Here is a 22,175-nt window from a genome sequence, read left to right as displayed (position 1 = left end):
GTTTCAGCCCGCCCGGTCCAGCCGGCGCCCGAGCGCGACAAAGCCATAGATCAGCACGGGCACCAGCAGCGCCGACAGCACGATCTTCGAAATCAGCTGCCCCACCAGCAGCGGGCCGATCGGGAACTCGCCGTAAAAGGCGAGGGTGATGAAGATCAGCGTATCGACGATCTGGCTGAGGATGCCCGCGACCCCGGCGCGCAGCCACAGCATCTTGCTGCCCTCGCCCCCGCGCATCGCGCTGAAAATGGTGACGTTGAGCGTCTGCGACACGCCATAGGCGACGATGCCCGCACCCCAGATGCGCCAGGTCGTCCCCAGGATCAGCTGAATTGCGTCGCGATATTCCGGCATCATCTTGGGTGATGCGGGCAGCGCCCAGACCAGCCAGGACAACAGCATCGACGCGATCAGCGGAATGAAGCCGAACCGCACCAGCTGGTTGGCGGTCACCCGCCCGTGAAGCTCCGCGACAGCGCTGGAGACCGCGACCAGCAGCAGGAAGGCGAAGATCCCCGCCTCGACCGCGAGCGGCCCGAGCGCCACCTGCTTGTTGCCCAGCACGCCCGCGATGCAGACCATGCCGCCATAGAAGATCGAGAGGACGAAGAGCGAGCGCGTCAGCGGGGCCGGTGTGGTCATTGCGCTGCGTAACGCGGTTTCACGCGATACGGAAGCACCTAGCAGTGTTGGAAACGCGCGCTATGGTGCCATCCCGAATGCCGCGCGCAAGACGCGGCCCAAAGGGGTCTCCAGTTGAACAATCTTCCGATCGGCATTCTCGGCATCGTCGCGATTCTCGCGATCGCCTTCCTCCTCTCCTCGAACAAGCGCGCGATTCGGCTCCGGGTCGTCGGCCCGGCCTTCGCGCTTCAGGCGGGCATCGCGTTTCTCGTGCTTTATGTGCCTGCTGGCCGCGCAGCGATCTGCGCTGCTTCTGACGGCGTGTCGGCGCTGCTCGGCTATGCCAAGAACGGCACCGACTTCCTGTTCGGCCCACTCGCCTCGCCCGAGATCGGCGGCAACAGCTTCGCAATCGCAGCGCTTCCCGTCATCGTCTTCTTCGCCAGCCTGATCTCGATCCTCTATCACCTCGGTATCATGCAACAGGTGGTGCGCTGGGTCGGCGGTGCGATCGAGAAGGTGACCGGGATCTCCAAGGTCGAGTCGCTTTGTTCGGCCGCAAACATCTTCGTCGGGCAAAGTGAATCGCCGCTGGTAATCCGTCCGTATCTGGCCAGCCTGACACCGTCTCAACTGTTCGCGATCATGACGGTGGGCATGGCGGGCGTGGCGGGGACGATCCTGGCCGCCTATGCCACCTTCCTCGGCAACGAGTTCCTGCCCTATCTGCTCGCGGCGTCGTTCATGGCGGCGCCGGGCGGATTGCTGATGGCCAAGATCATGATGCCCGATGACGCGCCGGCAAAGGTGCTGGACGAGGTCACACTGTCCGAACATCGGGTCAGCGCCAAGGGGCCGGCCGCGATGCTGGAAGAACCCCCGGTCACCCCGGTCGAAGCCGTGGTCGAGGAAGAGAAATCCGCCAACATTATCATGGCCGCTGCGATGGGCGCCCAGACCGGCGTGAAACTCGCCGTCGCGGTCGGCGCGATGGTGCTGGCATTCGTGGCGCTGGTTGCGCTCGCCAACGGATTGCTCGGCATGGTTGGCGGGTGGTTCGGCTATTCGCAGCTCAGCTTCCAGGGCATCGTCGGCGCGGTATTCGCGCCGGTCATGTTCCTGCTCAACATTCCGTGGGAGGAAGCTCAGGTCGCGGGCGGTCTGTTCGGAACCAAGGTGGTGCTGAACGAATTCGTCGCCTTTATCGACCTGGGCAACCTCACCACCCTGTCCGATCGCAGCCGCGCCATCGTTACCTTCGCGCTGTGTGGCTTCGCCAATTTCAGCTCGATCGCAATCCAGATGGCTGTGACTGGCAGCCTCGCCCCAAATCAGCGTCCGATAATCGCAAAGCTGGGGGTGAAGGCGCTTCTCGCGGGCAGCCTCGCCAACCTGATGAGTGCAGCGCTGGCCGGGTTGATGCTGCCGTAACGCCATGCGGGACCGGCTGATCGCCCATGTCTCGAAGTTGAAGACATCGCTGCTGGTGGCGCTGTCACTCGGCTTCGTGGCGATCGGCGTATGGATCGTGCGGATCGAGGAGATCGCGGCGATTATCGCCTTTGGCTGGGGCGCGATTCTTCTGTTTTCGGGATTCGCCGTCATCGGCATTCGCCAGCTGTTCCGCGACGGTCTAGTGATGGAGATCGACGCGCGCGGCATCCTGTGGCGGCGCTGGTCGGATCAGGTCATCCCATGGAGCGCGATCACCCGCGCTGAGCCGCGCGCTATCCGCGGCCAGCAATTCCTGTGCTTATGGCTGGACGCGCCGGAACGCTATCCCGCGCGATCCACCCTGGGCTGGCTGGCGAGTCTGAACAAGGGGATGGGCTTTGGCGATATCGCGCTCGCCGTGCAGGGAACCGACCAGAGCTTTCAGCGATTGCTGGAAGTGGTCGGCAACCATCTGCACGCGCTGGACGATCACCGCGTCGGCACCGGCTCCGCGCCCGAATAGTCGTAGAAGCCACGCCCAGTCTTGCGGCCATACCAGCCCGCCTCGACATATTTGACCAGCAGCGGCGCGGGGCGGAACTTGGGGTCGCCCGTGCCCTCGAACAGCACGCGGGTGATTTCGAGGCAGGTGTCGAGCCCGATGAAATCCGCCAGCGTGAACGGCCCCATCGGGTGGTTGAGCCCCAGCTGGATCGCCGCGTCGATATCGGGGATCGTCGCCACGCCCTCGCCCAGCGCGAAGCATGCCTCGTTAAGGAACGGCATCAGCACGCGGTTGACGATGAAGCCGGGCGCGTCGTTGGCATGGACGATCCGCTTGTTCAGCGTCTTGCCATAGGCCTCGACCGCCCCGACCGTGGCGTCACTGGTGGCAAGCCCGCGGATCAGTTCGATCAGGCCCATCACCGGCACGGGATTGAAGAAATGCACCCCCCATGAACCGCGCAGGATCGGGCGACGCCTGCGCCAGCCGCGTGATCGGATCGACGACGTGTTGCTGGCGAGGATCGCGGTGTCGCTCAGCACCTTGCCGACATTGGCGAAGATGCTCCGCTTGATCTCCTCGCGCTCGGTCGCCGCTTCGATCACCAGATCGCAGGGTGCAAAGGCATCGGTCCCGCCGACGCACTCGATCTGGGCGAGCGCGGCTTCGGCGGCGTCGGCGGTGATCTTTTCCTTCTCGACCGCGCGGGCGAGTTGCCTGCCGATCCCTGCCTTGCCCTTTTCGGCGCGCGCGACGTCCATGTCGGACAGCAGCACGCGGTATCCGGCCTGTGCCGATACCTGCGCGATACCCGCCCCCCATCTGCCCCGCGCCGATCACGCCAACCGTCTTCATCGCCATCTCCTTGGAAATCGTTGCCGGCCTCCTACCGACTCGGCTCGCGAAGCGCTAGGATGCGTGCCATGCTGATCCTTGCCGCACTCGCGCTCGCCCAATCCGCTCCGCAACCAGGGCCGATGCAGACCTTTGGCGATTGGGTCGTCGCCTGCGACAATGGGAAGCGCTGCGAGATGACCTCGCTGCTGCCCGAAGCGGACATCGGCGCCGAAGGCGACTGGCAGATTTCGGTGGTGCGGGAGGCGGGGCCAACCGGCCTCTGGTCGGTCGAGCTGATGGGCGAGGTCAAACCTGGCATCCGTCTGAGCATCGCGGGCAGCGACGCGGCGAGCGCGTCAGCGGTCTGGCGCGGCACCGAATTCTCCGGCGGACAGGCGCTCGCCATCGTCCGCGCAATGGTCAATGGCCGGATCGCGCAGCTACACGACGCCCGGGGCACGCTGATCGGTCGCGTCTCGCTGACCGGATCGTCGGCATCGCTGCGCTTCATCGATGCGCAGCAGGGCAGGGCGGAGACCGTCACCGCCGCAGTCGCCACCGGTGCGCGTCCCGCCAGTGCGGTCCCGGCGGCGCCCGCAATCCCGGTGATCGCATCGGTCCGCCCGCGCGGCGCGGCGGTGCTGTCGCCTGCCACGCTCAAGCAGCTTTGGGCCGAATCCGACTGCGGCGAAAATTACGACGGGGACGGGCTTCCCTCGGTCGAGCGCCATGCGCTCGGCGACGGCGCGACGCTCGCGCTCGTCCCCTGCGGCGCAGGGGCGTACAACTATTCCAGTGTCCCCTATGTCGTGCGCGGCGGCAAGGCGGTGCTCGCCGAGTTCGATTCGCCGCCGGGTTGGGGTGGCGATGACGGCCCGCCAATGCTGGTCAATGCCGGCTTCGACCCCACGACCGGCGAACTGGGCAGCTATGCCAAGGGGCGCGGCATCGGCGATTGCGGCAGCTCCGAAACCTATGTCTGGGACGGCAAGCGGTTCCGCCTGGTCGGCGCGCGCGCGATGGGCGAATGCCGGGGCTCGACCAACTGGCTGACCGTGTGGCGGGCCAGGGCGGTGCCGCGCTGATTACATCCCGCTCGGCAACGCGATTTCGAACAGCGAAGGCCAGTTCTTGCCGGTGACGTAGAGCTTTCCGGTCTTGTCGTCATAGGCGATGCCGTTGAGCACCGATTCCGAATCGCGCACCGGGACCGATGCGACCAGATCGCGCAGGTCGATGACGCCCGTGATCACCCCGCTCGTCGGATCGATCCGCACGATCAGATCCTGATGCCAGATGTTCGCCAGGATCTCGCCGCGCACCATCTCCAGCTCGTTGAGGCGGCGGATCGGGCGACCTTGATAGGTCACGGTAATCCGTCGCTGTTCGGTGAAGGTAACGGGGTCGAGAAAGCGGAGCTCGGCTGTGCCGTCGCTCAGGATGAGGCTTTTGCCGTCCTGCGTCAGCCCCCAGCCTTCGCCGGGATAGCTGAACGTGCCGAGCTGGCGCAGCGTGCGGCGGTCCCAGCGGAATCCGGTACGGTGCTTCCAGGTCAGGCTGACGATCGTGTCGCCCCAGCCGGTGCTGCCCTCGCCGAAATACTCGCGCGGTAACCGAACCTCGCGCTTCGCCCGGCCAGTGGCGAGATCGACTTCGCGAATCACCGATTCGCCGTGCTGCCCCGTGCTTTCGAACAGCGCGCCATCGGCAAAGAACAGCCCCTGGGTGAACGCATTGCTGTCGTGCGGATGGGTGGCGACGATGCGTGCCGCCTCGACCGGAACCGCGGTCGGCGATGGCGCGACGGCCTGCGGCGCACGGGGTGCAGAGCCAACGGGGTCGGAATCAAGAGGGGCTGCCGCGACCGCTATGGCCAAGGCAGCCCCCGAAATGATCCCCCATCCGGCAAGCCGGATCACGGGACTGGTCCTTACGAGCCGGGCGTGAGGTTCACCGCAGCATATTTGCCGCGACGATCGACCTCCAGCTCGAACTCGAGCCGGTCGCCCTCGTTAAGCGTCGGCATGCCAGCGCGCTCGACGGCGCTGATGTGCACGAACGCATCGGGCTGGCCGTCGTCGCGCTGGATGAAGCCGAAGCCCTTCATGGCGTTGAAGAATTTAACCGTGCCGGTCGCCTTCTCGCCGGTCAGCTGGCGCTGGGGACCGCCCATGCCGCCGCCACCCGGGCCGCGCTCGGGGCGGTCACGCGGCGGACCGCGGTCCTCGACCGGCAACGGCTCGCCCTCGATCTTCAGGTCGGTCGCGCTGATGCGCCCGCCGCGATCGACCAGGGTGAAGCCCATCGGCTGACCCTCGGCCAGACCGGTGAGGCCAGCCTGCTCGACCGCGCTGATGTGCACGAACACGTCCTCGCCGCCGTCATCACGAACGACAAAGCCGAAGCCCTTCTGCGCGTTGAAGAATTTGACGACGCCCGTGCCTTCGCCAACGACCTGCGGGGGCATTCCGCGGCCACCGCCGCCGCCGCCGCCACCGAAGCCGCCACCGCCGCCACCAAAGCCGCCGCCGCCGCCGCGGTAACCGCCGCCGCCGCCGCCGCCGCCGAAGCGGTCGCCGCCGCCGCCGAAGCCGCCGCGATCACCAAAACCGCCGCCGCCGAAGCCACCACGGTCGCCGAAGCTGCTACCACCGCCGAAATCGTCGCCGCCGAAGCCGTCGCGCTTGTCTCTGCCACGTCCACCGCGCTCGCCGCGGCGCCCTCGATCAAAACTCATTGCCCTGTTCGTCTTCCCGGTTCGCCCATATTCCAATCGAACAGCTGACACCGGGCGAAGGCGCAGCGATTCCGGCGTTTGCGACACGCCTATGGAATCAGGACATAGACCAGTTCGCGAAGATGCGCGAACGATTTCGTCGCGATTTTACCACCGTTTCGACGGATACTTGCGCAGCGCGGCGCGCGACGGCAGAGAGGCGCCATGGATATCGCCGCATTGATCGCCGACCCTGCTGCATGGGCCGCACTCATCACCCTGATCGTGATGGAGGTGGTGCTGGGCATCGACAACCTCATCTTCATCTCGATCCTGACCAACAAGCTGCCCGAGCATCAGCAGCAAAAGGCCCGCCAGAATCGGCATTGGGCTCGCGCTGGTCATGCGTATCCTGCTGCTGTCGATGATTTTCGTCATCGTGTCGCTGACCACCCCGGTGTTCGACCTCGGCATTCAGGGTGCACCCGGCGCGCATGGCGAGCCGAGTTTCGAGACCGCCTTCTCGTGGCGTGACCTGATCCTGATCGCGGGCGGTCTGTTCCTCCTGTGGAAGGCGACCAAGGAAATCCACCACACGATCGATCCGGTGCCGACCGATCACGGCGTGCTCGACAAGAAACAGGTCGCGACGATGAATTTCGGATCGGCGATCTTCCAGATCATCGTGCTCGACATGGTGTTCTCGGTCGATTCGATCCTAACTGCAGTCGGCATGACCGACGAGATCGTGATCATGTTCGTCGCGGTGATCGTGACCGTCATCGTGATGCTGCTCGCCGCCGATCCGCTCGCCAATTTCATCAAGCGCAATCCGACCGTGGTCATGCTCGCGCTCGGTTTCCTGCTGATGATCGGCGCGGTGCTGATCGCCGACGGCTTCGGCGTGCACGTGCCCAAAGGTTATATCTATGCCGCGATGGCCTTCTCGGCGGCCGTCGAGATGCTCAACATGGCCGCACGCCGCCGCGCGACGAAGAATGCGCCGCCCGCTGGCGACTGACTCGGCACGGTTATTGAGCGTTAAGCGATAAGCGGCTAGGCGCAGGCCATGGCCGTTTATCTCCATGAAGAAGATTTGCCCGACGCTGTGTTCGCGCCGGGCGCCGATATTGCCGTCGATACCGAGACGATGGGGCTGATCACCCCGCGCGATCGTCTATGCCTCGTCCAGCTGTCCGACGGCGGCCCGGACGAGCATCTCGTCCGCTTCGGCCCGAACAGTGACTATGCCGCGCCCAATCTGCGCGCGCTGCTCGCCGATCCGGCGCGGGTGAAGCTCTATCACTTCGCGCGCTTCGATCTCGCCGCGATCCGCCACTATCTCCGCGTCACCGCCGCGCCGGTCTATTGCACCAAGATCGCGTCACGGCTGATCCGCACCTATACCGACCGCCACGGCCTCAAGGAGCTGGTGCGCGAGTTGCTGGGGGTAGAGCTCAGCAAGCAGCAGCAATCCTCCGACTGGGGTGGTCCGGTGCTCTCCGACGCGCAGAAGGAATATGCCGCGTCCGACGTGCGCTATCTCCACGCGATGCGCACCGAACTCAACCTGCGCCTCGAACGCGAAGGGCGGATGGTGATGGCACAGGCGTGCTTCGACTTCCTGCCGCACCGCGCTGACCTCGACCTCGCCGGATGGCCCGAGACGGATATCTTTGCGCATGCGTGAGTTTGGTTCACCGGGAGCGGGCCGGTCCCGCCCCATCGAAGGTGTCAAAAATGTCTGAGATCGCTGTCCAGGAACGCTCGCGGCGCAAGCGCTGGGCGCGGCCTGGCAGCAGTCACGACCGCATCGTGCGGACGCTGCTGACCGTCCTGCCTGCGGGCATCGGCGTGCTCGGCGCGTTTCTGGTAATGGCGCCGTTGTTCATGGGCGGTGACGTGTCGTTCATGCTCGACAAGAACAAGGTCGATGTCGCGAGCGAGCGGCTGCGCATCCAGTCGGCGCGCTATCGCGGGGCCGATGCCAAGGGCCAGCCGTTCGTGCTTCAGGCCGGATCGGCAGTCCAGAAAAGCTCGGCCGAGCCGGTGGTGCAGCTCAACGACCTGATCGCCGGCATCCAGCTGTCGGACGGCCCGGCACAGGTCAAGGCTGACAAGGGCCGATACGACATGGAGCGCGAACAGGTCGCGGTGGATGGCCCGATCCAGTTCCGCACCTCGGACGGATATCGCCTCGACACCCGCGATTCGACGATCGATCTGAAGTCGCGCCAGCTCACCGGGACCGGCAAGGTCGACGGCAGCACGCCGCTCGGCAACTTCAGCGGCGACAAGATGACCGCCGATCTCGACAAGCGAACCGTAAAAATAGAGGGCAATGCCCGCTTGCGGATCGATCCCAAGCGCGCAAATAGGTGACACCATGGCTCGTGCGCCCCGCCCCCTGCTGATTGCCGCCTCTGCGGCCCTTCTCACCACCGCCCTGATCGGCGGCGCAGCGGTCGGCCAATCGCGTCATGATTCGAGCGCGCCGATCAATTTCGACGCACAGAACCTCCAGCTGGATGACCGCGCGAACCGGGCGATCCTGTCGGGCGGGGTCAAGATCACACAGGCGAATCTGACGCTCAGCGCCGCGCGGGTTACCGTGACCTATAGCGGTCAGATCATCGACGGATCGCCCGCCGCTACGCGCTTCGATGCGTCGGGCGGGGTCACCGTCACCCGACCCGACCAGACTGCGCGTGCGCAATATGGCGTGTACGACATCAACCGCCGCGTCATCACGATGCTGGGCAATGTCACCCCTGACCCAGGGCGGCAATACCGTCAGCGGCGGGCGGCTGACGATCGACCTCGACAGCGGTCGCGCCGCGATCGACGGGTCGGGGGTCGCGACGACCAGGGCTCCTGACGGTACCGTGGTCCGCTCCGGCGGTCGCGTTACCGGACGCTTCACCGTCCCCGACCGCGACTGATCGGGGCATCCGGGCGGGTCGCCGCCTTTCTCCATGCACGAAACTTGCCAAGTGACTGGGCGGCGGGGATTCGTTAAGCATCTCCTGCGATCAGGAAGGGCATTATGGCAGACGTCGAGACACTCGAACCGGAAAAGATCGACGCGGGTGCCCCGCCCAGTTCGGGACTGGCCGTCGTGTCGATCGCCAAATCCTATGACAAGCGCGTCGTGCTGTCCGACGTGTCGCTGTCGGTCGGGCGCGGCGAAGTGGTCGGGCTGCTCGGTCCGAACGGCGCGGGCAAGACGACCTGCTTCTATTCGGTGATGGGGCTGGTGAAGCCCGACGCTGGCCGCATCATGCTCGATGGCCACGACATCACCCCGCTGCCGATGTACCGCCGCGCGATCTTGGGCCTGGGCTATCTGCCGCAGGAAACCTCGATCTTTCGCGGCCTGACCGTCGCCAAGAACATCTCCGCCGTGCTCGAACTGTCCGAGCCGGACAAGGCCGCGCGCGAAGGCAAGTTGGAAAAGCTGCTCGACGAATTCGGGCTGACCCGCCTGCGCGACGCACCGGCGATGGCGCTGTCGGGCGGTGAACGCCGCCGCGCAGAAATCGCCCGTGCGCTCGCCGCCGATCCTTCGATCATGCTGCTCGACGAACCGTTCGCGGGCATCGACCCGATCTCGATCGCTGATATCCGCGATCTGGTGAAGGAGCTGAAGACGCGCAATATCGGCGTCCTCATCACCGACCATAATGTTCGCGAGACGCTCGACATCGTCGACCGCGCCTCGATCATCTATGACGGTCGCGTATTGTTCGCCGGTTCGCCGGCGGACCTTGTCGCCGACGCCAATGTCCGTCGCTTGTATCTTGGTGAAGGCTTCTCGCTCTAAGCCATGAGCCTGGCTCCCCGCCTCGATCTGCGCCAGTCGCAATCGCTGGTGATGACGCCGCAGTTGCAGCAGGCGATCAAGCTGCTTGCGCTGTCCAACCTCGAGATCGAAACGTTCATCGCCGAGGAGATCGAGAAGAACCCGCTGCTCGAAACTGGGCGCGCGGATGACGAGCGGGGCGATATCGCCGAACCGGGCGAGCCGCACGAGCCGGTGGTAGAGCGTGACGGCCCGGCGGATTCGAGCGAACTTCTTTCCTCCGGCGATGCGACTGGCGAAGCCGCGCTCGACGTCGATTTGACCGCCGAGACCTTTCACCATGACAGCGCCGCCGATTCGGTCGGTGGCCTCGACGGTGGCCTTGGTATGAGCGGGGCGGGGGCAGCAGCGAGGATGGCCCCGATTTCGACAGCTTCTCGTCCCCCGACCTCAGCCTTGCCGATCACCTGACGGCGCAGATCGGTGCGGTGATCGACGGCGCGGACCTGTTCATCGCCCAGCATCTGATCGATCAGATCGACGAGACCGGATATCTGACCGCCCCGCTGCTCGATATCGCCAGCCGGCTCGGCGTGCCGCTCGCACGGGTGGAGGCGGTGCTGGCGGTGATTCAGACGCTCGACCCGACCGGCGTCGGCGCGCGCGACCTCGCCGAATGCCTCGCGCTCCAAGCCAAGGAGGCGGACCGCTACGACCCGTGCATGGCGGCGCTGATCGCGATCTCGACCTGCTCGCGCGCGGCGAGCTGGCGCGGCTGAAGCGCATCTGCGGCGTCGATGACGAGGATATGGCGGACATGATCCGCGAGCTGCGCAGCTACGATCCCAAGCCCGGCTGTCGCTATGGCGGGGAGCCGGTTTCGGCTGTGACCCCGGATATCTTCGTGGCGCGGCGCGGCGAAGCCTGGGCGATCGAACTCAACAGCGCGACGCTTCCGCGCGTGCTGGTCAACCGGGCATATTATACCGAGGTGTCGGCGGGGCCGCAGGACAAGTCGAGCAAGGCGTGGCTCAGCGACATGCTCGCCAGCGCCAACTGGCTGGTCAAGGCACTCGACCAGCGCCAGCGCACGATCATCAAGGTGGCGAGCGAGATCGTGAAGCAGCAGGAAGCGTTTTTCCGCCACGGCGTCAGCCACCTGAAGCCGCTGACCCTGCGCCAGATCGCCGATGCGATCGAGATGCACGAATCGACCGTCAGCCGCGTGACCAGCAACAAATATCTCAGCTGTGCGCGCGGCCTGTTCGAACTGAAATATTTCTTCACCTCGGCGATTCAGTCCGCCGATGGCGGCGACGCGGTTTCGGCGGAGGCCGTGAAGAGCGCGATCCGCGCGCTGATCCAGGCGGAGGATCCCAAGAAGATCCTGTCCGACGACACGTTGGTCGAGATGCTCAACGCCAAGGGCTTCGACATCGCCCGCCGGACCGTGGCGAAGTATCGCGAGGCGATGGGCATCGGCAGTTCGGTCCAGCGCAGACGGCAGAAGGCGCTGGAGGGGGCGTAGAAAGGCCTCACCCTTGCGGGGGAGGATTGATGGGCATCACTCCCCCGCCCGGCCTCGTTAGCAATCGCCCCCAACTCCCGATCGAACAGCCGCGCCGCCATCAACGCCGTCGCAGCCGAACGCGCGAAAAACTCTTTCGGAATCGCGTCGAAATCGTCTCCCGGCTGGTGGTAATCGGGATAGTCCTCGACTCCCATATACGCGAACGGGATGCCGCGGCGGTGGAAGGCATAATGGTCCGACCCCGCGGTCCAGTCGTCGCTGCCCTTCCACAGCGGCCCGTCATGCCCGATCTTCAGCGTCACCGGCGCACCGCTCGCCAGCGCCTCGAACCGCGCACGCAGGAAAGGATAGTGATGGGCCCCTGCGATCCACAATTCGCCCTTGTCGCTACGGCTCATCATGTCGAGGTTGAGGTTCAGCACGATCCGTCCGCGCGGCACCGGCGGCGCTTCGACGAACGCCATCGCGCCGTACATTCCCTGCTCTTCGGCGTCCCATAGCGCGAAGATCACGTCATGCACGGGGCGCTCGCGGGCGAAACTCGCCGCGATCGACAGCAATGTCGCGACCCCCGACGCATTGTCGTCCGCGCCGTTGAGCACCTTGCCGTCGCGCACGCCGAAATGGTCGTAATGCGCGCCGATCACCAGCACCCGGTCGCTCGATCGCGTCCCGCGAATCCGGCCGACCAGATTGACCCCGTCGAGTGTCTGGTCCTTGTGCCGCGCCTTGAAGGGCTGTTCATACCCCTCGCCGAACGGTTCGATCCCGATCGCCTGCATCCGCCCGATCAGATAGGCGCGCGCCTTGGCCGACCCCGGCGTCCCGACCAGTCGCCCCTGCATGCCATCCGCTGCGAGGATGCGGACATCCTCGAACAACTGATCCGGCGACGCGGCGACGGGGGTGAGCAGGGCGACGGAAAGGGCGAGCGCGCGAACAAGCATCCCCGTTGCTTCGCCGCCAACCGCCTGCACCGCAAGCGAAAAGCCGAACCGCCCCGCCACGCAGCAATTCCCCTGTTGCAGTCGCCGCCTTCCCCCGCCAAGCACAAGCCATGACCAGCATCGGCATCTACGGCAGCCTCGGCCGCATGGGCACCGCCATCCGCGACATCCTGGCCGTTCAAGGCGTGCGCCTTGCCGGCGGCGCGGACGCGGGGGACGACCCCACCGAGCTGGCGCGCGCCGCCGATGCGCTGGTCGATTTCTCGACCGCTTCGGCGCTGGCCGCGCATCTTGCCGCCGCGCGCGACGCGGGGACGCCGATCGTTATCGGCACCACCGGTCTCACCGCCACCGATCACGCCGCAATCGACGATGCCGCGCGCGACATCGCGGTGCTCCAGACCGGCAACACCTCGCTTGGCGTCGTGCTGCTCACCCGGCTGGTACGCGAGGCGGCGGCGCGGCTTGGCCCCGATTGGGATATCGAGATTGTCGAGGCGCACCACCGGCACAAGCTCGACGCGCCCTCGGGCACCGCATTGATGCTCGGCGAAGCCGCCGCCGCCGGGCGCGGCGTTTCGCTCGGCGAAGTCCGCGTCGCCGACCGCGCCGGCCTGTCGGGCGCACGGGCGGAGGGGACGATCGGCTTCGCGTCGCTGCGCGGCGGCAGCATCGTCGGCGACCATAATGTCATGCTGGCGACCGAAGGCGAGCGCATCGAGCTGGCGCATTATGCCCAGGATCGCGCGATCTTCGCGCGCGGCGCGGTGCGCGCGGCGCTGTGGCTAGCGGGCCAGCCCGCCGGGCGCTACACGATGGATTCGGTGCTCGGGCTTTGAAGAAGGCCGATATTTTCGCCTTTTTCGAGCGGCTGGCCTCGGCCAACCCGCACCCCGAGACCGAACTCGAATCGGTCAACGACTATACGTTGCTCGTCGCCGTCGTGTTGTCGGCGCAGGCGACCGATGCCGGAGTGAACAAGGCGACCCGGCGCCTGTTTGCCGAGGTCACGACGCCCGAGCAGATGGTCGCGCTGGGTGAGGATGGCCTCAAGCAGCACATCAAAACGATCGGCCTGTTCAACAGCAAGGCCAAGAACGTCATCGCACTCAGCGAAGCGCTGATCGCGCAGCATGGCAGCCAGGTTCCAGAGGACCGCGACGCGCTCGAACGCCTCCCCGGTGTCGGTCGCAAGACCGCCAATGTCGTGATGAACGTCGCGTTCGGGCATGAGACGTTCGCGGTCGACACGCATCTGTTCCGCGTCGGCAACCGTACCGGCCTTGCACCCGGCAAGACCCCGCTTGCGGTCGAGAAGAAGCTGGAAAAGGTCGTCCCGCAGCCCTTCCGCCTCCACGCGCACCACTGGCTGATCCTGCACGGCCGTTATATCTGCAAGGCGCGCACCCCCGAATGCTGGCGCTGTCCGGTTGTCGATCTGTGCGCCTACAAGCCCAAGACTCCCGCGCCCAAGGGTTGGAAAGAAGCCGCGGTTTAGCGCTGGCGCAGCGCGCAAGCCTTTGCTAGGCGCTGCATCCCACGCACCCGTAGCTCAGTTGGATAGAGCGCTGCCCTCCGAAGGCAGAGGCCAGGGGTTCGAATCCCTTCGGGTGCGCCAATCTTCCCATGCCCAGCCAAGTGCCGGACCGCGTAGCGGCCCGGCTGGCTCATTCACCCCTTTCGGCTGCTCTCGAACAGGAACCATGCCCGTTCCTCGGCCTGGTCGGTCCAGTCGTCGAGCACGCCGCTGGTCGCATTGTCCTTGGCGTCGTCGACGATTTCCTTGGCCTCGCGCAGCTTCTCGACCAGCTTCAGATTATCCTCGCGCAGTTCGGCGAGCATCTTTTCGGCGCTGACGAACTCGGCGTCATTATCCTTGATCGTCTGGCGGCGGGCGATGTCGCCGATGGATCGCAGCGTCGTGTTGCCGGTCTTGCGCACCCGCTCGGCGATCACGTCGGTCGTCGCCAGGATCTGCGTCGCCTGATCATCGAGCATCAAATGATAGTCGCGGAAATGCGGGCCGGATACGTGCCAGTGGAAATTCTTGGTCTTGAGGTACAGCGCAAAGCTGTCCGCCAAGATGCCATTGAGCGCGTCCGCCACGCTCTTCGTATCGTTGCGGGCAAGATCGGTCGGCGTCTTCAGCGCGGCGTCGGTATCGGCCATGGTCGGGGTCCCTCGCTATTGGTTGAGTCGGATGTGGAACGACTCATACCCATTTGGGGTCCGCATTCGCTGACGCAATTGCCCGATCAGGCATATTGACAGCTTAGGTGTTTGGTCCCGGGGTGTGGCGACACGGGTCGATTTTGAAGCGGTCTGGGTCGTCTGTCCAGACGCGGGCGATGTATTCGTAGGGCGTGAGGCCGCGTATGGTCTTGAGCCTTCGGCCATAATTGTAGGCGTCAATGAAGAGCTGGAGGTGCTGCCGAAGCTGGTCGTGGCTATCGTAATGGTAGCGTTTGACCGTGGCATCCTTGATGGTGCGGTTCATTCGCTCGACCTGGCCGTTGGTCCAGGGATGGTTTGGCTTGGTGAGGCGGTGCTCAATCCCGTGCTCGCGGCAGATCTGATCGAAACGGTGGACGCGATAGCGGGCGGTCCATCCATCGCGGTTACGCGGTAGGTCGGCGAACTGGATGCCGTTATCGGTGAGGATGGTATGCAGGTTGTACGGCACCGCCTCGAGCAGCGCCTCGAGGAATGCCACCGCCGTCGGCCGATCTGCCTTGTGGTGCAGTTGGACGAAGGCGAACTTCGAGGTGCAATCGATGCCCACATAGAGGTGAAGCTTGCCCTCTTCGGTGCGGACATCGGCGATATCGATGTGGAAGTAGCCGATCGGGTACGCCTTGAACTTCTGCTTGGCAGGCTTGTCGCCGGTCATATCTGGCAGTCGGCTGATGCCATGACGCTGCAGGCAGCGATGAAGAGCCGAGCGTGTCAGGTGGGGGATCGTGGCCTGCAGCGTGTACAGACAGTCATCGAGCGGCAAGAGCGTGTGGCGCCGGAAGGCCACGATCATCGCCTCCTCCTCGGTGGTGAGGACGGTGGAATGAATGGCCTTCGGCCCCATCGCGGCGTCGGCGGTATGCGTTCTCTTGCGCCACTTCTGAACCGTCGTGGCGCTGATGCCGTGGCGACGGGCGAGCGCTCTTACGCTCTCTTCACTCCGCTGTATCGCTCGACGGACTGCCTCAGTCGTGGTGGCGCTGCCGTGTAGAACCTGGCCCATAGCTCTTCCCGCAAAATATGATGGTCAGTCGTACCACCACACTGCGGGACTAAACACCTAGATCAGTCGCAGCGCGGCCGCACCGATCACTACGCCTGCGAGCAGGCAGAAGAGCCCGAACGCAATGCGAAACCCGCGTATCGGCAGCTGGCGCCAGCTCAGTTCGCCCATCAACGCGGCGGCGAGGTTCACCACGAAAATTCCCGCGCACGCTCCGCCCAGCGCAAACCACGGGGTCTGTGCGCGCACCCCGAAGGCCAGCGTGAAGAACTGCGTCGTATCGCCGAGCGCGAGGATAAAGATGCCGAGCAGTGGCGTCAGCAACGCACCCAGCCGCCAGCCCTCCAGCCGGTCGGGCGCCTTGAGCCGCCACAACGCCCCCATCGCCGCAAAGATCAGCGCGAGCGCGAGCAGCAATTGCTTGGCATTGGGTGTGAGCAGCGGTGCGATCAGCAATGCGCCCGTCGCGGCGATGGCGTTGCCGGCGGCATGGGCGAGCAGCGCGGCGAACGCGACAGTGAAGGGGCGGCCATAGCGATCGGCCAGGATCGCAACGAGCCAGGGCGAACGATCCCCGGCCTGCGTCAGCAGTGCGGCGATGAACGCAGGGACCACCGCCTCCATAATTCAGTGTCTCAGCTGGCGAGGCGGATCGAGCAGGCGGCGGCGAACGCCGCGCCGGTGCGCGAATCGGTACGCCCGCACGCCACCGCGTCGCGCAGCAGCGACAGGCCGTCGGCGATCATCGGTCCGCGCTGTCCCTGCGCCAGCGCAGATTCGATCGCGTGGACGATGCACACGGCGGGGGTCAGGCCATTGGCCATCGCGATCTTCCGAATCGCGTCAAGATCGGCGGCGAGGTCGGACGTCGCCGCGCGCGCCGCGCGCGCGCCGATCGAATCGATTCGCTGGTGGAGTTCGTTCGTCAGCACCCAGTTCAGTCCGCCCGTCATTACCGCCTCCGCTCGTCCGTTCTCCTCTATGGCGAGAGCGTGCGACAATATGGTTAACAGCATGATAACACACTCACGCGGACGACCACGCGCTTGACATTGCCGCGCCAAGGCGGCATGCGCCCCCTCCTGAGAGCGGTCTGCCAGCGCGCGGCCGCTTTATTCGTTTTTGATTTTTGCAGGACCCGGGCGATGGCCAAGCCGACTACCGTCAAGATCAAGCTCGTCAGCACCGCTGACACCGGCTTTTTCTACGTGACCAAGAAGAATCCGCGCAACCTGACCGAGAAGCTGAGCTTCCGGAAGTACGACCCCGTCGTGCGCAAGCATGTCGAGTTCAAGGAAGCGAAGATCAAGTAAGACCGGCGTCAGCCGATCTTACGCAGCCCCGGCGCAGGCCGGGGCCGCCCACGGCACGCGGAGCCGCAGAAGGATCGCTTCTGCGGCTTTTTTGTGTGTTGGCCGGGGCGTCACTTCAATTGATGTTGTGGCGGTGATGAGGGGGTGAGGTTCCAAGCTCGCCACGATTACCTATTTTATCCCCAGAATCTTCTCCCATTACCAAGCCCGAAAGCGCCCCGTCCCAAATGAACGGTGCAGCGATTCCGGGCGTTGATATCCCAGGTGCAGCGTTGATGCGGATCGGCGAAACTCCGCCGCACCCGTCGTCATCGGAATGTGCCACGATGAAATGGACAGGGTTCCGGATCGGGCAACAGCGACAAACATCGGCTTAGGCGCGCGGCGACGCCTCGGCAGGCCGGTTACCGCCGAGCGCATACACATCTTGTCCGAAAAGGCCTGCTGGCACCGATTGCTTCGGTGGATGGCATGGTGGGGATAGCGCGGCCGAACGAGGCGTGAAAGGTGGTCGTAACGAGCGAGTAACGAATTTGCTCCGTAGAATAAATAACCAACTAGCTCTTTTCGTTCGAAGCCATTGCGTCTCCGGTATTTAGGATGCAGGCTATAGTGGCTAACAAAGTAGGCTATGGCCGCTAGCGAACATGTGGGGCGTCATTCTTCATTAGGGTCGGGACTCATAACCACCATGTGACGGCTGCGGCGAGGTAGATGGCGCTGAGGAAGTTGGTGGCGAGCTTGTCGTAGCGGGTGGCGATGCGGCGATAATCCTTGAGGCGGCAGAACATGCGCTCGACGGCGTTGCGGCCCTTGTAGAGCGTCTTGGAGAAGCAGCTTTTCCAGCGGCGGTTCGTCTTGGAGGGGATGTTCGGAACGGCACCCTGCCGCTCGATCAGGTCGCGGATCGCATTGCTGTCGTAAGCCTTGTCCGCGAGCACGATGGTGCGCGGCGCGAGATCATCGAGCAACACATCGGCTGCGCGGCAGTCGGCGACCTGGCCACCGGTCAGCAGGAAGCGGAGCGGCCGACCTTCGCCGTCGGTGAGCGCGTGGAGCTTGCTGTTGCGGCCGCCCCGGCTGATCCCGATCGCCTGGACGAGCGCCCCCTTTTCCACCGCCCGCGGAGCGGTGCGCCTTCATATGCGTGCTGTCGATCAGGACCTCGGCGGGCGGCCCGCCTGCTGCCGCGAGCGTGACGAACAGCTCCTGCCACACACCCTTTGCCGCCCAGCGCACGAACCGGTTGTAGAGCGTCTTCCTCGGCCCGTAGCAGGCCGGCGCGTCGACCCAGCGCCCGCCCGACTTCACCACATGAATGATGCCGCTGATCACCCGCCGATCATCGACCCGCGCCACACCGCGCACCTTGTCCGGCAGCAGCGGACGCAGCCGCTCGAACTGGGCTTCACTCAACCAAAACTCGCTCAAATCCACGCTCCTGCTGGCGCAGCGCATGAATCACATCCCAGCCGCCAAGGGAATCCCGTTTATGGGTCCCGACCCTAGGCCAATGGGGTGCGTATCGCCATGGAAAGGTTTCTTGTCATTGCAGGACTCTCGACTGCTCTGATGACGAGCCCGCTCGTCAGTCCGTCGGCTCAGGCGCAAAGCGGTGGATGGAAAGCGCGAAGCGACGAATATAAGTGCCTTGGAGTAGATGGTGCGTCGGGGACACTTCGGGTCTCGGTGTACCGCGATCATCCATTCGCCAACGGCGCTCCGTTCATGATAAGCGTACGGTCGAGCAATGCGCTGCCCGCTTGGGCCGGCTCCGGCGGAATTGGCATAAAGGTGCAGCCCCGATCCTCCGGCAATCCAAGTATCCGATACAATGTGTCGACGGAGCGGAAGGGCCAAAGGATCATTCAAGGCTTCCCCGTAGATCTCGAGTTCCCAGTCATCACGCTTTATGGTGGCTATGATTTGCTGGAATGGCTGTCCCGGTCCAGCCGCTCGTTCGATTATGCCTATCAAGGCAGGGTCGTGGAAACATTCACCTTGGCAGACTTTAGTGGCGCCCGCGCCGCGCTCGACAATTGCCGCCCGATCGCCCCACCGCCCAATCGTCCACTGACCCCTCAGGGCAACATGGCTGGATGGCTCGACGTCGATGCTATTGACCGGGCGCTTACAGTAAAAAGAAGTTCGATTGGCCCGTTTAGCGCAGATTTGCTTGTCAACTACTTTGGGCGCGTTGAGCGCTGTACGGTCACACTTTCGACAGGACTGCCGAATATCGATCAGCTGATGTGCAATCAATTGAAAAAGAACGGGCGTTATCGAGCGGCAACAGATGCATTAGGCAAACATATTGCGAAAATTCATAACATCAAATTCGGGGCGATACAGTTCTAGGCTCTGTTGTCTCTAGCCACTGTTGACAAAACTGGGCATCCATCGCCGGATGCGGTTAAGTTGAGGAGGCTCTCAACGGAGAGAGACTCCCCGACCCAATACCCACCGCACCCCAGCCCACCCCCTACAACAGCGCCTGCACCTCTTCCACAAACCGCATCACCGAAATCGGCTTGGTGACATAGGCGTTCGCCCCCGCCGCGCGGATCCGCGCCTCGTCCTCTTGCCCGGCATAGGCGGTCACCGCCATCACCGGAATCGACTTCAGCACCGGATCACCGCGCATCCGCCCGATGATCTCGATGCCCGAAATATGCGGCAGCTGGATATCGGTGATCACCAGATCGGGCGAAAAGGCGCGCGCGGTCGCCACCGCTTCGCGCCCGTCGCGGACCGCCGAGGTCTCGAAGCCGTGCGCGCGCAGCAGGTCGCAGAAAAGTTTGAGATTGAGTTCGTTGTCCTCGACAACCAGCACCCTTTTTGCCACGCGATCCCTTCGACGAACGATTGGCCAACGAACGATTGGGCGAAGCTCTAGGCGATGCGCGACGCGGTGACAAATGAGCAGGCGGGGACGCTGGCGCTGGGTGCCTTGGCCTGGGCGCTGTCCGATGCGGCGCGCGCGCGCCGGCTGCTCGACCTGACCGGCCTGTCGCCGCACGACCTGCGCGCGCGTGCCGGCGACGCCGATGTTCTCACTGCCGTGCTCGGCTTCCTCGAGGCGCATGAGCCCGACCTGATCGCCTGCGCCGACGCGACCGGAACAACCCCTGCCGCGCTCGTCGCCGCTCGCCACGCGCTGGAGACCCAATGAAGCCGCTCCTGATCTGCGACTGCGATGAAGTGCTGCTGCACATGGTGCGGCATTTCGGGGTGTGGCTCGACGAGGCGCATGATATCGAGTTCGACCTGACGAGCCATGAGTGGGCACAGGCGATGAAGCCGCGCGACGGCAGCACGCTGACGCCCGAGGCGATGTGGGTCTATCTCGACGGCTTTTTCCCCGCGCAAATGGACCGCCAGACGCTCGTTCCGCACGCGCGTGAATCGCTGACGCTGCTCGCCGAACAGGCCGACATCGTCATCCTCACAAATCTCCGCGATCACTGCCGCGAACACCGCATCGCCCAGCTCGACACGCACGGCATCGTTCACCGCGTCGAATGCAATCAGGGCGGGAAGGGGCGGCCCGTGAAGCGGCTGGTCGAGGAACATGGTGCCAGCGTCGCGGTGTTCGTCGACGATCTTGCTACCCACCACGAATCGGTCGCGCGCATCGCACCACAGGTGTTCCGCCTGCACATGGTGTCCGAACCCCGCCTCGCGCCGCATGTTCCGGCTGCACCGCACGCACACGCGCGGATCGACGACTGGCGTGAGGCGCAGCGCTGGATTTCCGCGCGCTTCGCCGATGGCACGCCTGCCCCGCAATCCCTTTCTCAGGAGAACCCAGCATGACCGACGTCCTTGCCCGCCTCGCCGAACTCGGCCTCGAACTGCCCGAAGCCGCCGCGCCCGTCGCGGCCTATGTCCCCACCGTCACTGCGGGCGGGCTGATGCACGTCTCCGGCCAGTTGCCGTTCAAGGACGGCGTCGTGATGACCGGTCGCCTCGGCGAAGACCGCGACCTTGCCTATGGGCAGGAAGCCGCCGAGCGCTGCGGCCTGATGGTTGTTGCCCAGATCGGCAAGGCGCTGGGCGGGTTCGACCGGGTCGAGCGGATCGTGAAGCTCGGCGTATTCGTCAACTCCGATCCCAGCTTCACGCAGCAGCCCCAGGTCGCCAATGGCGCGTCGGAGCTGATGGAAAAGCTGTTCGGCGAAGCCGGCCGCCATGCCCGCGCCGCAGTCGGCGTGGCGGTGCTGCCGCGTGGGGCTGCCGTGGAGATCGACGCGATTGTTGCTGTAAAGTAACGGTCACCGCTGTTACAATTCTGTTGCGCCGCCGCAACAGCGGCGACGCAATTGCGTTCGGGGCGCGAAATAGAATTGTGCAGCGCAACGAAATGCTGCAACTTTCCCTCGGTGGGAGGCAATAGCCGCGCCGGGACATATGTCCTGAGCCATGCGGCAGCCCTTCCATTGCAGGATGGGACCGAAATCGCACCAAGACGAAAGGGATCCCATGCGTTTCACCAAGTCCATCGCCGGCGCGCTGCTGCTCGCCGCCACCGCCACCCCCGCGTTCGCGCAGGACGAGACCGAGGCACCCGACGCCTTCACCATCACCGGGTCGGCGACCGTCGTCAGCGACTATCGCTTCCGCGGCTTCACGCAGTCGAACGAAGAGGCAGCCATTCAGGGCGGCTTTACCGTCGCGCATGAGAGCGGCGTCTATGTCGGCACCTGGGGGTCGAGCATCGGCTTTGCCAACGGCACCGAAATCGACGTGTTCGCCGGCTTTGCGAAGGAAGTGGCCTCGGGCCTGACCGCCGATATCGGCGCGACCGTCTATCTCTATCCCGGCACGGCGGACAGCTCGATCATCGAACCCTATTTCTCGCTGACCGGCACCGTCGGTCCGGCGACGATCAAGGGCTTCGTGGCCTGGGCACCCGACGGGCAGGATTCGCTGGGCGATGCCGGTTCCTTCTACACCTCGGCCACCGTCACCATCGCCATTCCGGAAACACCTCTCAAGGTGAAGGGCAGCCTGGGCCATGCGTGGAGCGACAGCTTCCTTGGCGGCTATGACGGCGACGGCCGGGTGCTCGACTATTCGATCGGCGCGGAAGCCAGCTGGAAGGCGCTGACCTTCGGCGTCTCCTATGTGAACACCAATGAGCGTGCTCCGTTCAAGGAAACGTTTGGCGCGGACGGGGCCGTGCTGTTCACGCTCGGCGCGGCGTTCTAAGCCGACCGGCACCAGCC

General features: G+C 64.8%; 25 protein-coding genes, 1 tRNA gene and 3 pseudogenes. 18 read left to right on the top strand and 11 right to left on the bottom strand.

Features of this window, described 5'->3' with window-relative positions; genetic code table 11:
* Positions 1–3: 3 nt before the first annotated feature.
* Entirely contained in the window at positions 4–642 is a 639-nt protein-coding gene (locus LRS12_RS03465; protein WP_257843332.1) for a queuosine precursor transporter, read from the bottom strand.
* A 114-nt stretch (positions 643–756) separates the two neighbouring features.
* Between LRS12_RS03465 and LRS12_RS03460 the strand changes: the two genes are divergently transcribed.
* Both LRS12_RS03460 and LRS12_RS03455 read left to right on the top strand, forming a co-directional pair.
* Positions 757–2,055, top strand: coding sequence for a NupC/NupG family nucleoside CNT transporter (locus tag LRS12_RS03460; protein ID WP_257843331.1), 1,299 nt, complete (start codon positions 757–759; stop codon positions 2,053–2,055).
* A gap of 4 nt (positions 2,056–2,059) precedes the next feature.
* Positions 2,060–2,581, top strand: a complete 522-nt coding sequence (locus tag LRS12_RS03455) for an STM3941 family protein (protein WP_257843330.1) — start codon at positions 2,060–2,062, stop codon at positions 2,579–2,581.
* Here the strand turns inward: LRS12_RS03455 and LRS12_RS03450 are convergent.
* Positions 2,548–3,339: a 3-hydroxyacyl-CoA dehydrogenase family protein gene (locus LRS12_RS03450; protein ID WP_257843329.1), complete on the bottom strand. Its 792-nt coding sequence runs from the start codon at positions 3,337–3,339 to the stop codon at positions 2,548–2,550. The two genes, LRS12_RS03455 and LRS12_RS03450, sit on opposite strands and share 34 nt — an antisense overlap.
* A gap of 147 nt (positions 3,340–3,486) precedes the next feature.
* Between LRS12_RS03450 and LRS12_RS03445 the strand changes: the two genes are divergently transcribed.
* Positions 3,487–4,485 (top strand): DUF1176 domain-containing protein, encoded by a 999-nt coding sequence (locus LRS12_RS03445; RefSeq protein WP_257843328.1) that lies wholly within the window; start codon positions 3,487–3,489, stop codon positions 4,483–4,485.
* On the opposite strand, the gene LRS12_RS03440 is transcribed toward LRS12_RS03445, so the two are convergent.
* Together LRS12_RS03440 and LRS12_RS19875 are read right to left on the bottom strand one after the other, a co-directional pair.
* A complete protein-coding gene (locus LRS12_RS03440) occupies positions 4,486–5,319 on the bottom strand; it encodes a glutaminyl-peptide cyclotransferase (protein WP_257843327.1) in 834 nt (277 codons plus the stop codon).
* Positions 5,320–5,330: 11 nt separating this feature from the next.
* Positions 5,331–6,137 carry a cold-shock protein gene (locus tag LRS12_RS19875; protein ID WP_308222965.1) on the bottom strand — a complete coding sequence of 269 codons (807 nt, stop codon included), beginning with the start codon at positions 6,135–6,137 and terminating at the stop codon, positions 5,331–5,333.
* 204 nt (positions 6,138–6,341) lie between these two features.
* Between LRS12_RS19875 and LRS12_RS03420 the strand changes: the two are divergent.
* The 6 genes and pseudogenes from LRS12_RS03420 (at position 6,342) to rpoN (ending at position 11,446) form a co-directional block, all read left to right on the top strand.
* A pseudogene (locus LRS12_RS03420) lies at positions 6,342–7,137 on the top strand (TerC family protein).
* Between the two features lie 48 nt (positions 7,138–7,185).
* Positions 7,186–7,806 (top strand): ribonuclease D, encoded by a 621-nt coding sequence (locus LRS12_RS03415; protein ID WP_257843326.1) that lies wholly within the window; start codon positions 7,186–7,188, stop codon positions 7,804–7,806.
* Between the two features lie 50 nt (positions 7,807–7,856).
* The gene (gene lptC / locus LRS12_RS03410) at positions 7,857–8,498 is read left to right on the top strand and encodes an LPS export ABC transporter periplasmic protein LptC (protein WP_257843325.1); all 642 of its coding nucleotides are present in this window, start codon (positions 7,857–7,859) and stop codon (positions 8,496–8,498) included.
* Positions 8,499–8,502: 4 nt separating this feature from the next.
* Positions 8,503–8,994 carry an LptA/OstA family protein gene (locus LRS12_RS03405; protein WP_308222964.1) on the top strand — a complete coding sequence of 164 codons (492 nt, stop codon included), beginning with the start codon at positions 8,503–8,505 and terminating at the stop codon, positions 8,992–8,994.
* A gap of 168 nt (positions 8,995–9,162) precedes the next feature.
* On the top strand, positions 9,163–9,939 hold the full coding sequence (gene lptB, locus LRS12_RS03400) for an LPS export ABC transporter ATP-binding protein (protein ID WP_257843324.1): 777 nt from the start codon (positions 9,163–9,165) through the stop codon (positions 9,937–9,939).
* A 3-nt stretch (positions 9,940–9,942) separates the two neighbouring features.
* Positions 9,943–11,446 (top strand): annotated as a pseudogene (gene rpoN / locus LRS12_RS03395) (RNA polymerase factor sigma-54).
* 110 nt (positions 11,447–11,556) lie between these two features.
* On the opposite strand, the pseudogene LRS12_RS03390 reads toward rpoN, so the two are convergent.
* Positions 11,557–12,231: pseudogene (locus tag LRS12_RS03390) on the bottom strand (M20/M25/M40 family metallo-hydrolase); the annotation flags it as partial.
* 275 nt (positions 12,232–12,506) lie between these two features.
* Here LRS12_RS03390 and dapB point away from each other — a divergent pair.
* From dapB to LRS12_RS03375, 3 genes are all read left to right on the top strand, one after another.
* Positions 12,507–13,235, top strand: a complete 729-nt coding sequence (gene dapB, locus LRS12_RS03385) for a 4-hydroxy-tetrahydrodipicolinate reductase (protein WP_257843323.1) — start codon at positions 12,507–12,509, stop codon at positions 13,233–13,235.
* Entirely contained in the window at positions 13,232–13,894 is a 663-nt protein-coding gene (gene nth / locus LRS12_RS03380) for an endonuclease III (RefSeq protein ID WP_257843322.1), read from the top strand. The genes dapB and nth overlap by 4 nt, the downstream gene beginning before the upstream one ends.
* A gap of 43 nt (positions 13,895–13,937) precedes the next feature.
* Positions 13,938–14,014 (top strand) — tRNA-Arg (locus LRS12_RS03375).
* Positions 14,015–14,067: 53 nt separating this feature from the next.
* On the opposite strand, the gene LRS12_RS03370 is transcribed toward LRS12_RS03375, so the two are convergent.
* The 4 genes from LRS12_RS03370 to LRS12_RS03355 form a co-directional block, all read right to left on the bottom strand.
* The gene (locus LRS12_RS03370) at positions 14,068–14,565 is read right to left on the bottom strand and encodes a Dps family protein (protein WP_257843321.1); all 498 of its coding nucleotides are present in this window, start codon (positions 14,563–14,565) and stop codon (positions 14,068–14,070) included.
* Between the two features lie 103 nt (positions 14,566–14,668).
* A complete protein-coding gene (locus LRS12_RS03365) occupies positions 14,669–15,634 on the bottom strand; it encodes an IS481 family transposase (protein ID WP_257843320.1) in 966 nt (321 codons plus the stop codon).
* A 57-nt stretch (positions 15,635–15,691) separates the two neighbouring features.
* Positions 15,692–16,258, bottom strand: coding sequence for a TMEM165/GDT1 family protein (locus tag LRS12_RS03360; RefSeq protein ID WP_257843319.1), 567 nt, complete (start codon positions 16,256–16,258; stop codon positions 15,692–15,694).
* Between the two features lie 11 nt (positions 16,259–16,269).
* On the bottom strand, positions 16,270–16,587 hold the full coding sequence (locus tag LRS12_RS03355) for a hypothetical protein (RefSeq protein ID WP_257843318.1): 318 nt from the start codon (positions 16,585–16,587) through the stop codon (positions 16,270–16,272).
* A 192-nt stretch (positions 16,588–16,779) separates the two neighbouring features.
* On the opposite strand from LRS12_RS03355, the gene rpmG reads away from it, so the two are divergent.
* The gene (rpmG, locus tag LRS12_RS03350) at positions 16,780–16,947 is read left to right on the top strand and encodes a 50S ribosomal protein L33 (protein ID WP_257843316.1); all 168 of its coding nucleotides are present in this window, start codon (positions 16,780–16,782) and stop codon (positions 16,945–16,947) included.
* A 680-nt stretch (positions 16,948–17,627) separates the two neighbouring features.
* On the opposite strand, the gene LRS12_RS03345 is transcribed toward rpmG, so the two are convergent.
* Positions 17,628–18,405 (bottom strand): IS5 family transposase gene (locus LRS12_RS03345; RefSeq protein ID WP_374579991.1). Its coding sequence is split into 2 segments (ribosomal slippage): positions 17,628–18,045 and positions 18,044–18,405, totalling 780 coding nucleotides; the frame shifts between segments, so codons are not numbered across the junction.
* A gap of 60 nt (positions 18,406–18,465) precedes the next feature.
* On the opposite strand from LRS12_RS03345, the gene LRS12_RS03340 reads away from it, so the two are divergent.
* Positions 18,466–19,305 carry a hypothetical protein gene (locus tag LRS12_RS03340; protein ID WP_257843315.1) on the top strand — a complete coding sequence of 280 codons (840 nt, stop codon included), beginning with the start codon at positions 18,466–18,468 and terminating at the stop codon, positions 19,303–19,305.
* A gap of 124 nt (positions 19,306–19,429) precedes the next feature.
* Here the strand turns inward: LRS12_RS03340 and LRS12_RS03335 are convergent, their stop codons facing one another.
* Positions 19,430–19,792, bottom strand: coding sequence for a response regulator (locus tag LRS12_RS03335; RefSeq protein ID WP_257843314.1), 363 nt, complete (start codon positions 19,790–19,792; stop codon positions 19,430–19,432).
* A 54-nt stretch (positions 19,793–19,846) separates the two neighbouring features.
* On the opposite strand from LRS12_RS03335, the gene LRS12_RS03330 reads away from it, so the two are divergent.
* The 4 genes from LRS12_RS03330 (at position 19,847) to LRS12_RS03315 (ending at position 22,158) form a co-directional block, all read left to right on the top strand.
* Positions 19,847–20,119, top strand: a complete 273-nt coding sequence (locus LRS12_RS03330) for a DUF3572 domain-containing protein (RefSeq protein WP_257843313.1) — start codon at positions 19,847–19,849, stop codon at positions 20,117–20,119.
* Positions 20,116–20,763 carry an HAD family hydrolase gene (locus tag LRS12_RS03325; protein WP_257843312.1) on the top strand — a complete coding sequence of 216 codons (648 nt, stop codon included), beginning with the start codon at positions 20,116–20,118 and terminating at the stop codon, positions 20,761–20,763. Before LRS12_RS03330 ends, LRS12_RS03325 begins: the two co-directional genes overlap by 4 nt.
* Positions 20,760–21,218 (top strand): RidA family protein, encoded by a 459-nt coding sequence (locus LRS12_RS03320; protein ID WP_257843311.1) that lies wholly within the window; start codon positions 20,760–20,762, stop codon positions 21,216–21,218. Before LRS12_RS03325 ends, LRS12_RS03320 begins: the two co-directional genes overlap by 4 nt.
* 211 nt (positions 21,219–21,429) lie before the next feature.
* Positions 21,430–22,158, top strand: a complete 729-nt coding sequence (locus tag LRS12_RS03315; protein ID WP_257843310.1) for a TorF family putative porin — start codon at positions 21,430–21,432, stop codon at positions 22,156–22,158.
* Positions 22,159–22,175: the final 17 nt, after the last annotated feature.

The organism is Sphingomonas sp. J344, from assembly GCF_024700005.1.
Lineage (GTDB): Bacteria > Pseudomonadota > Alphaproteobacteria > Sphingomonadales > Sphingomonadaceae > Sphingomonas.
The sequence above is the reverse complement of the archived record's forward strand: the minus strand, read 5'-3'. Positions and strand labels throughout refer to the sequence as shown.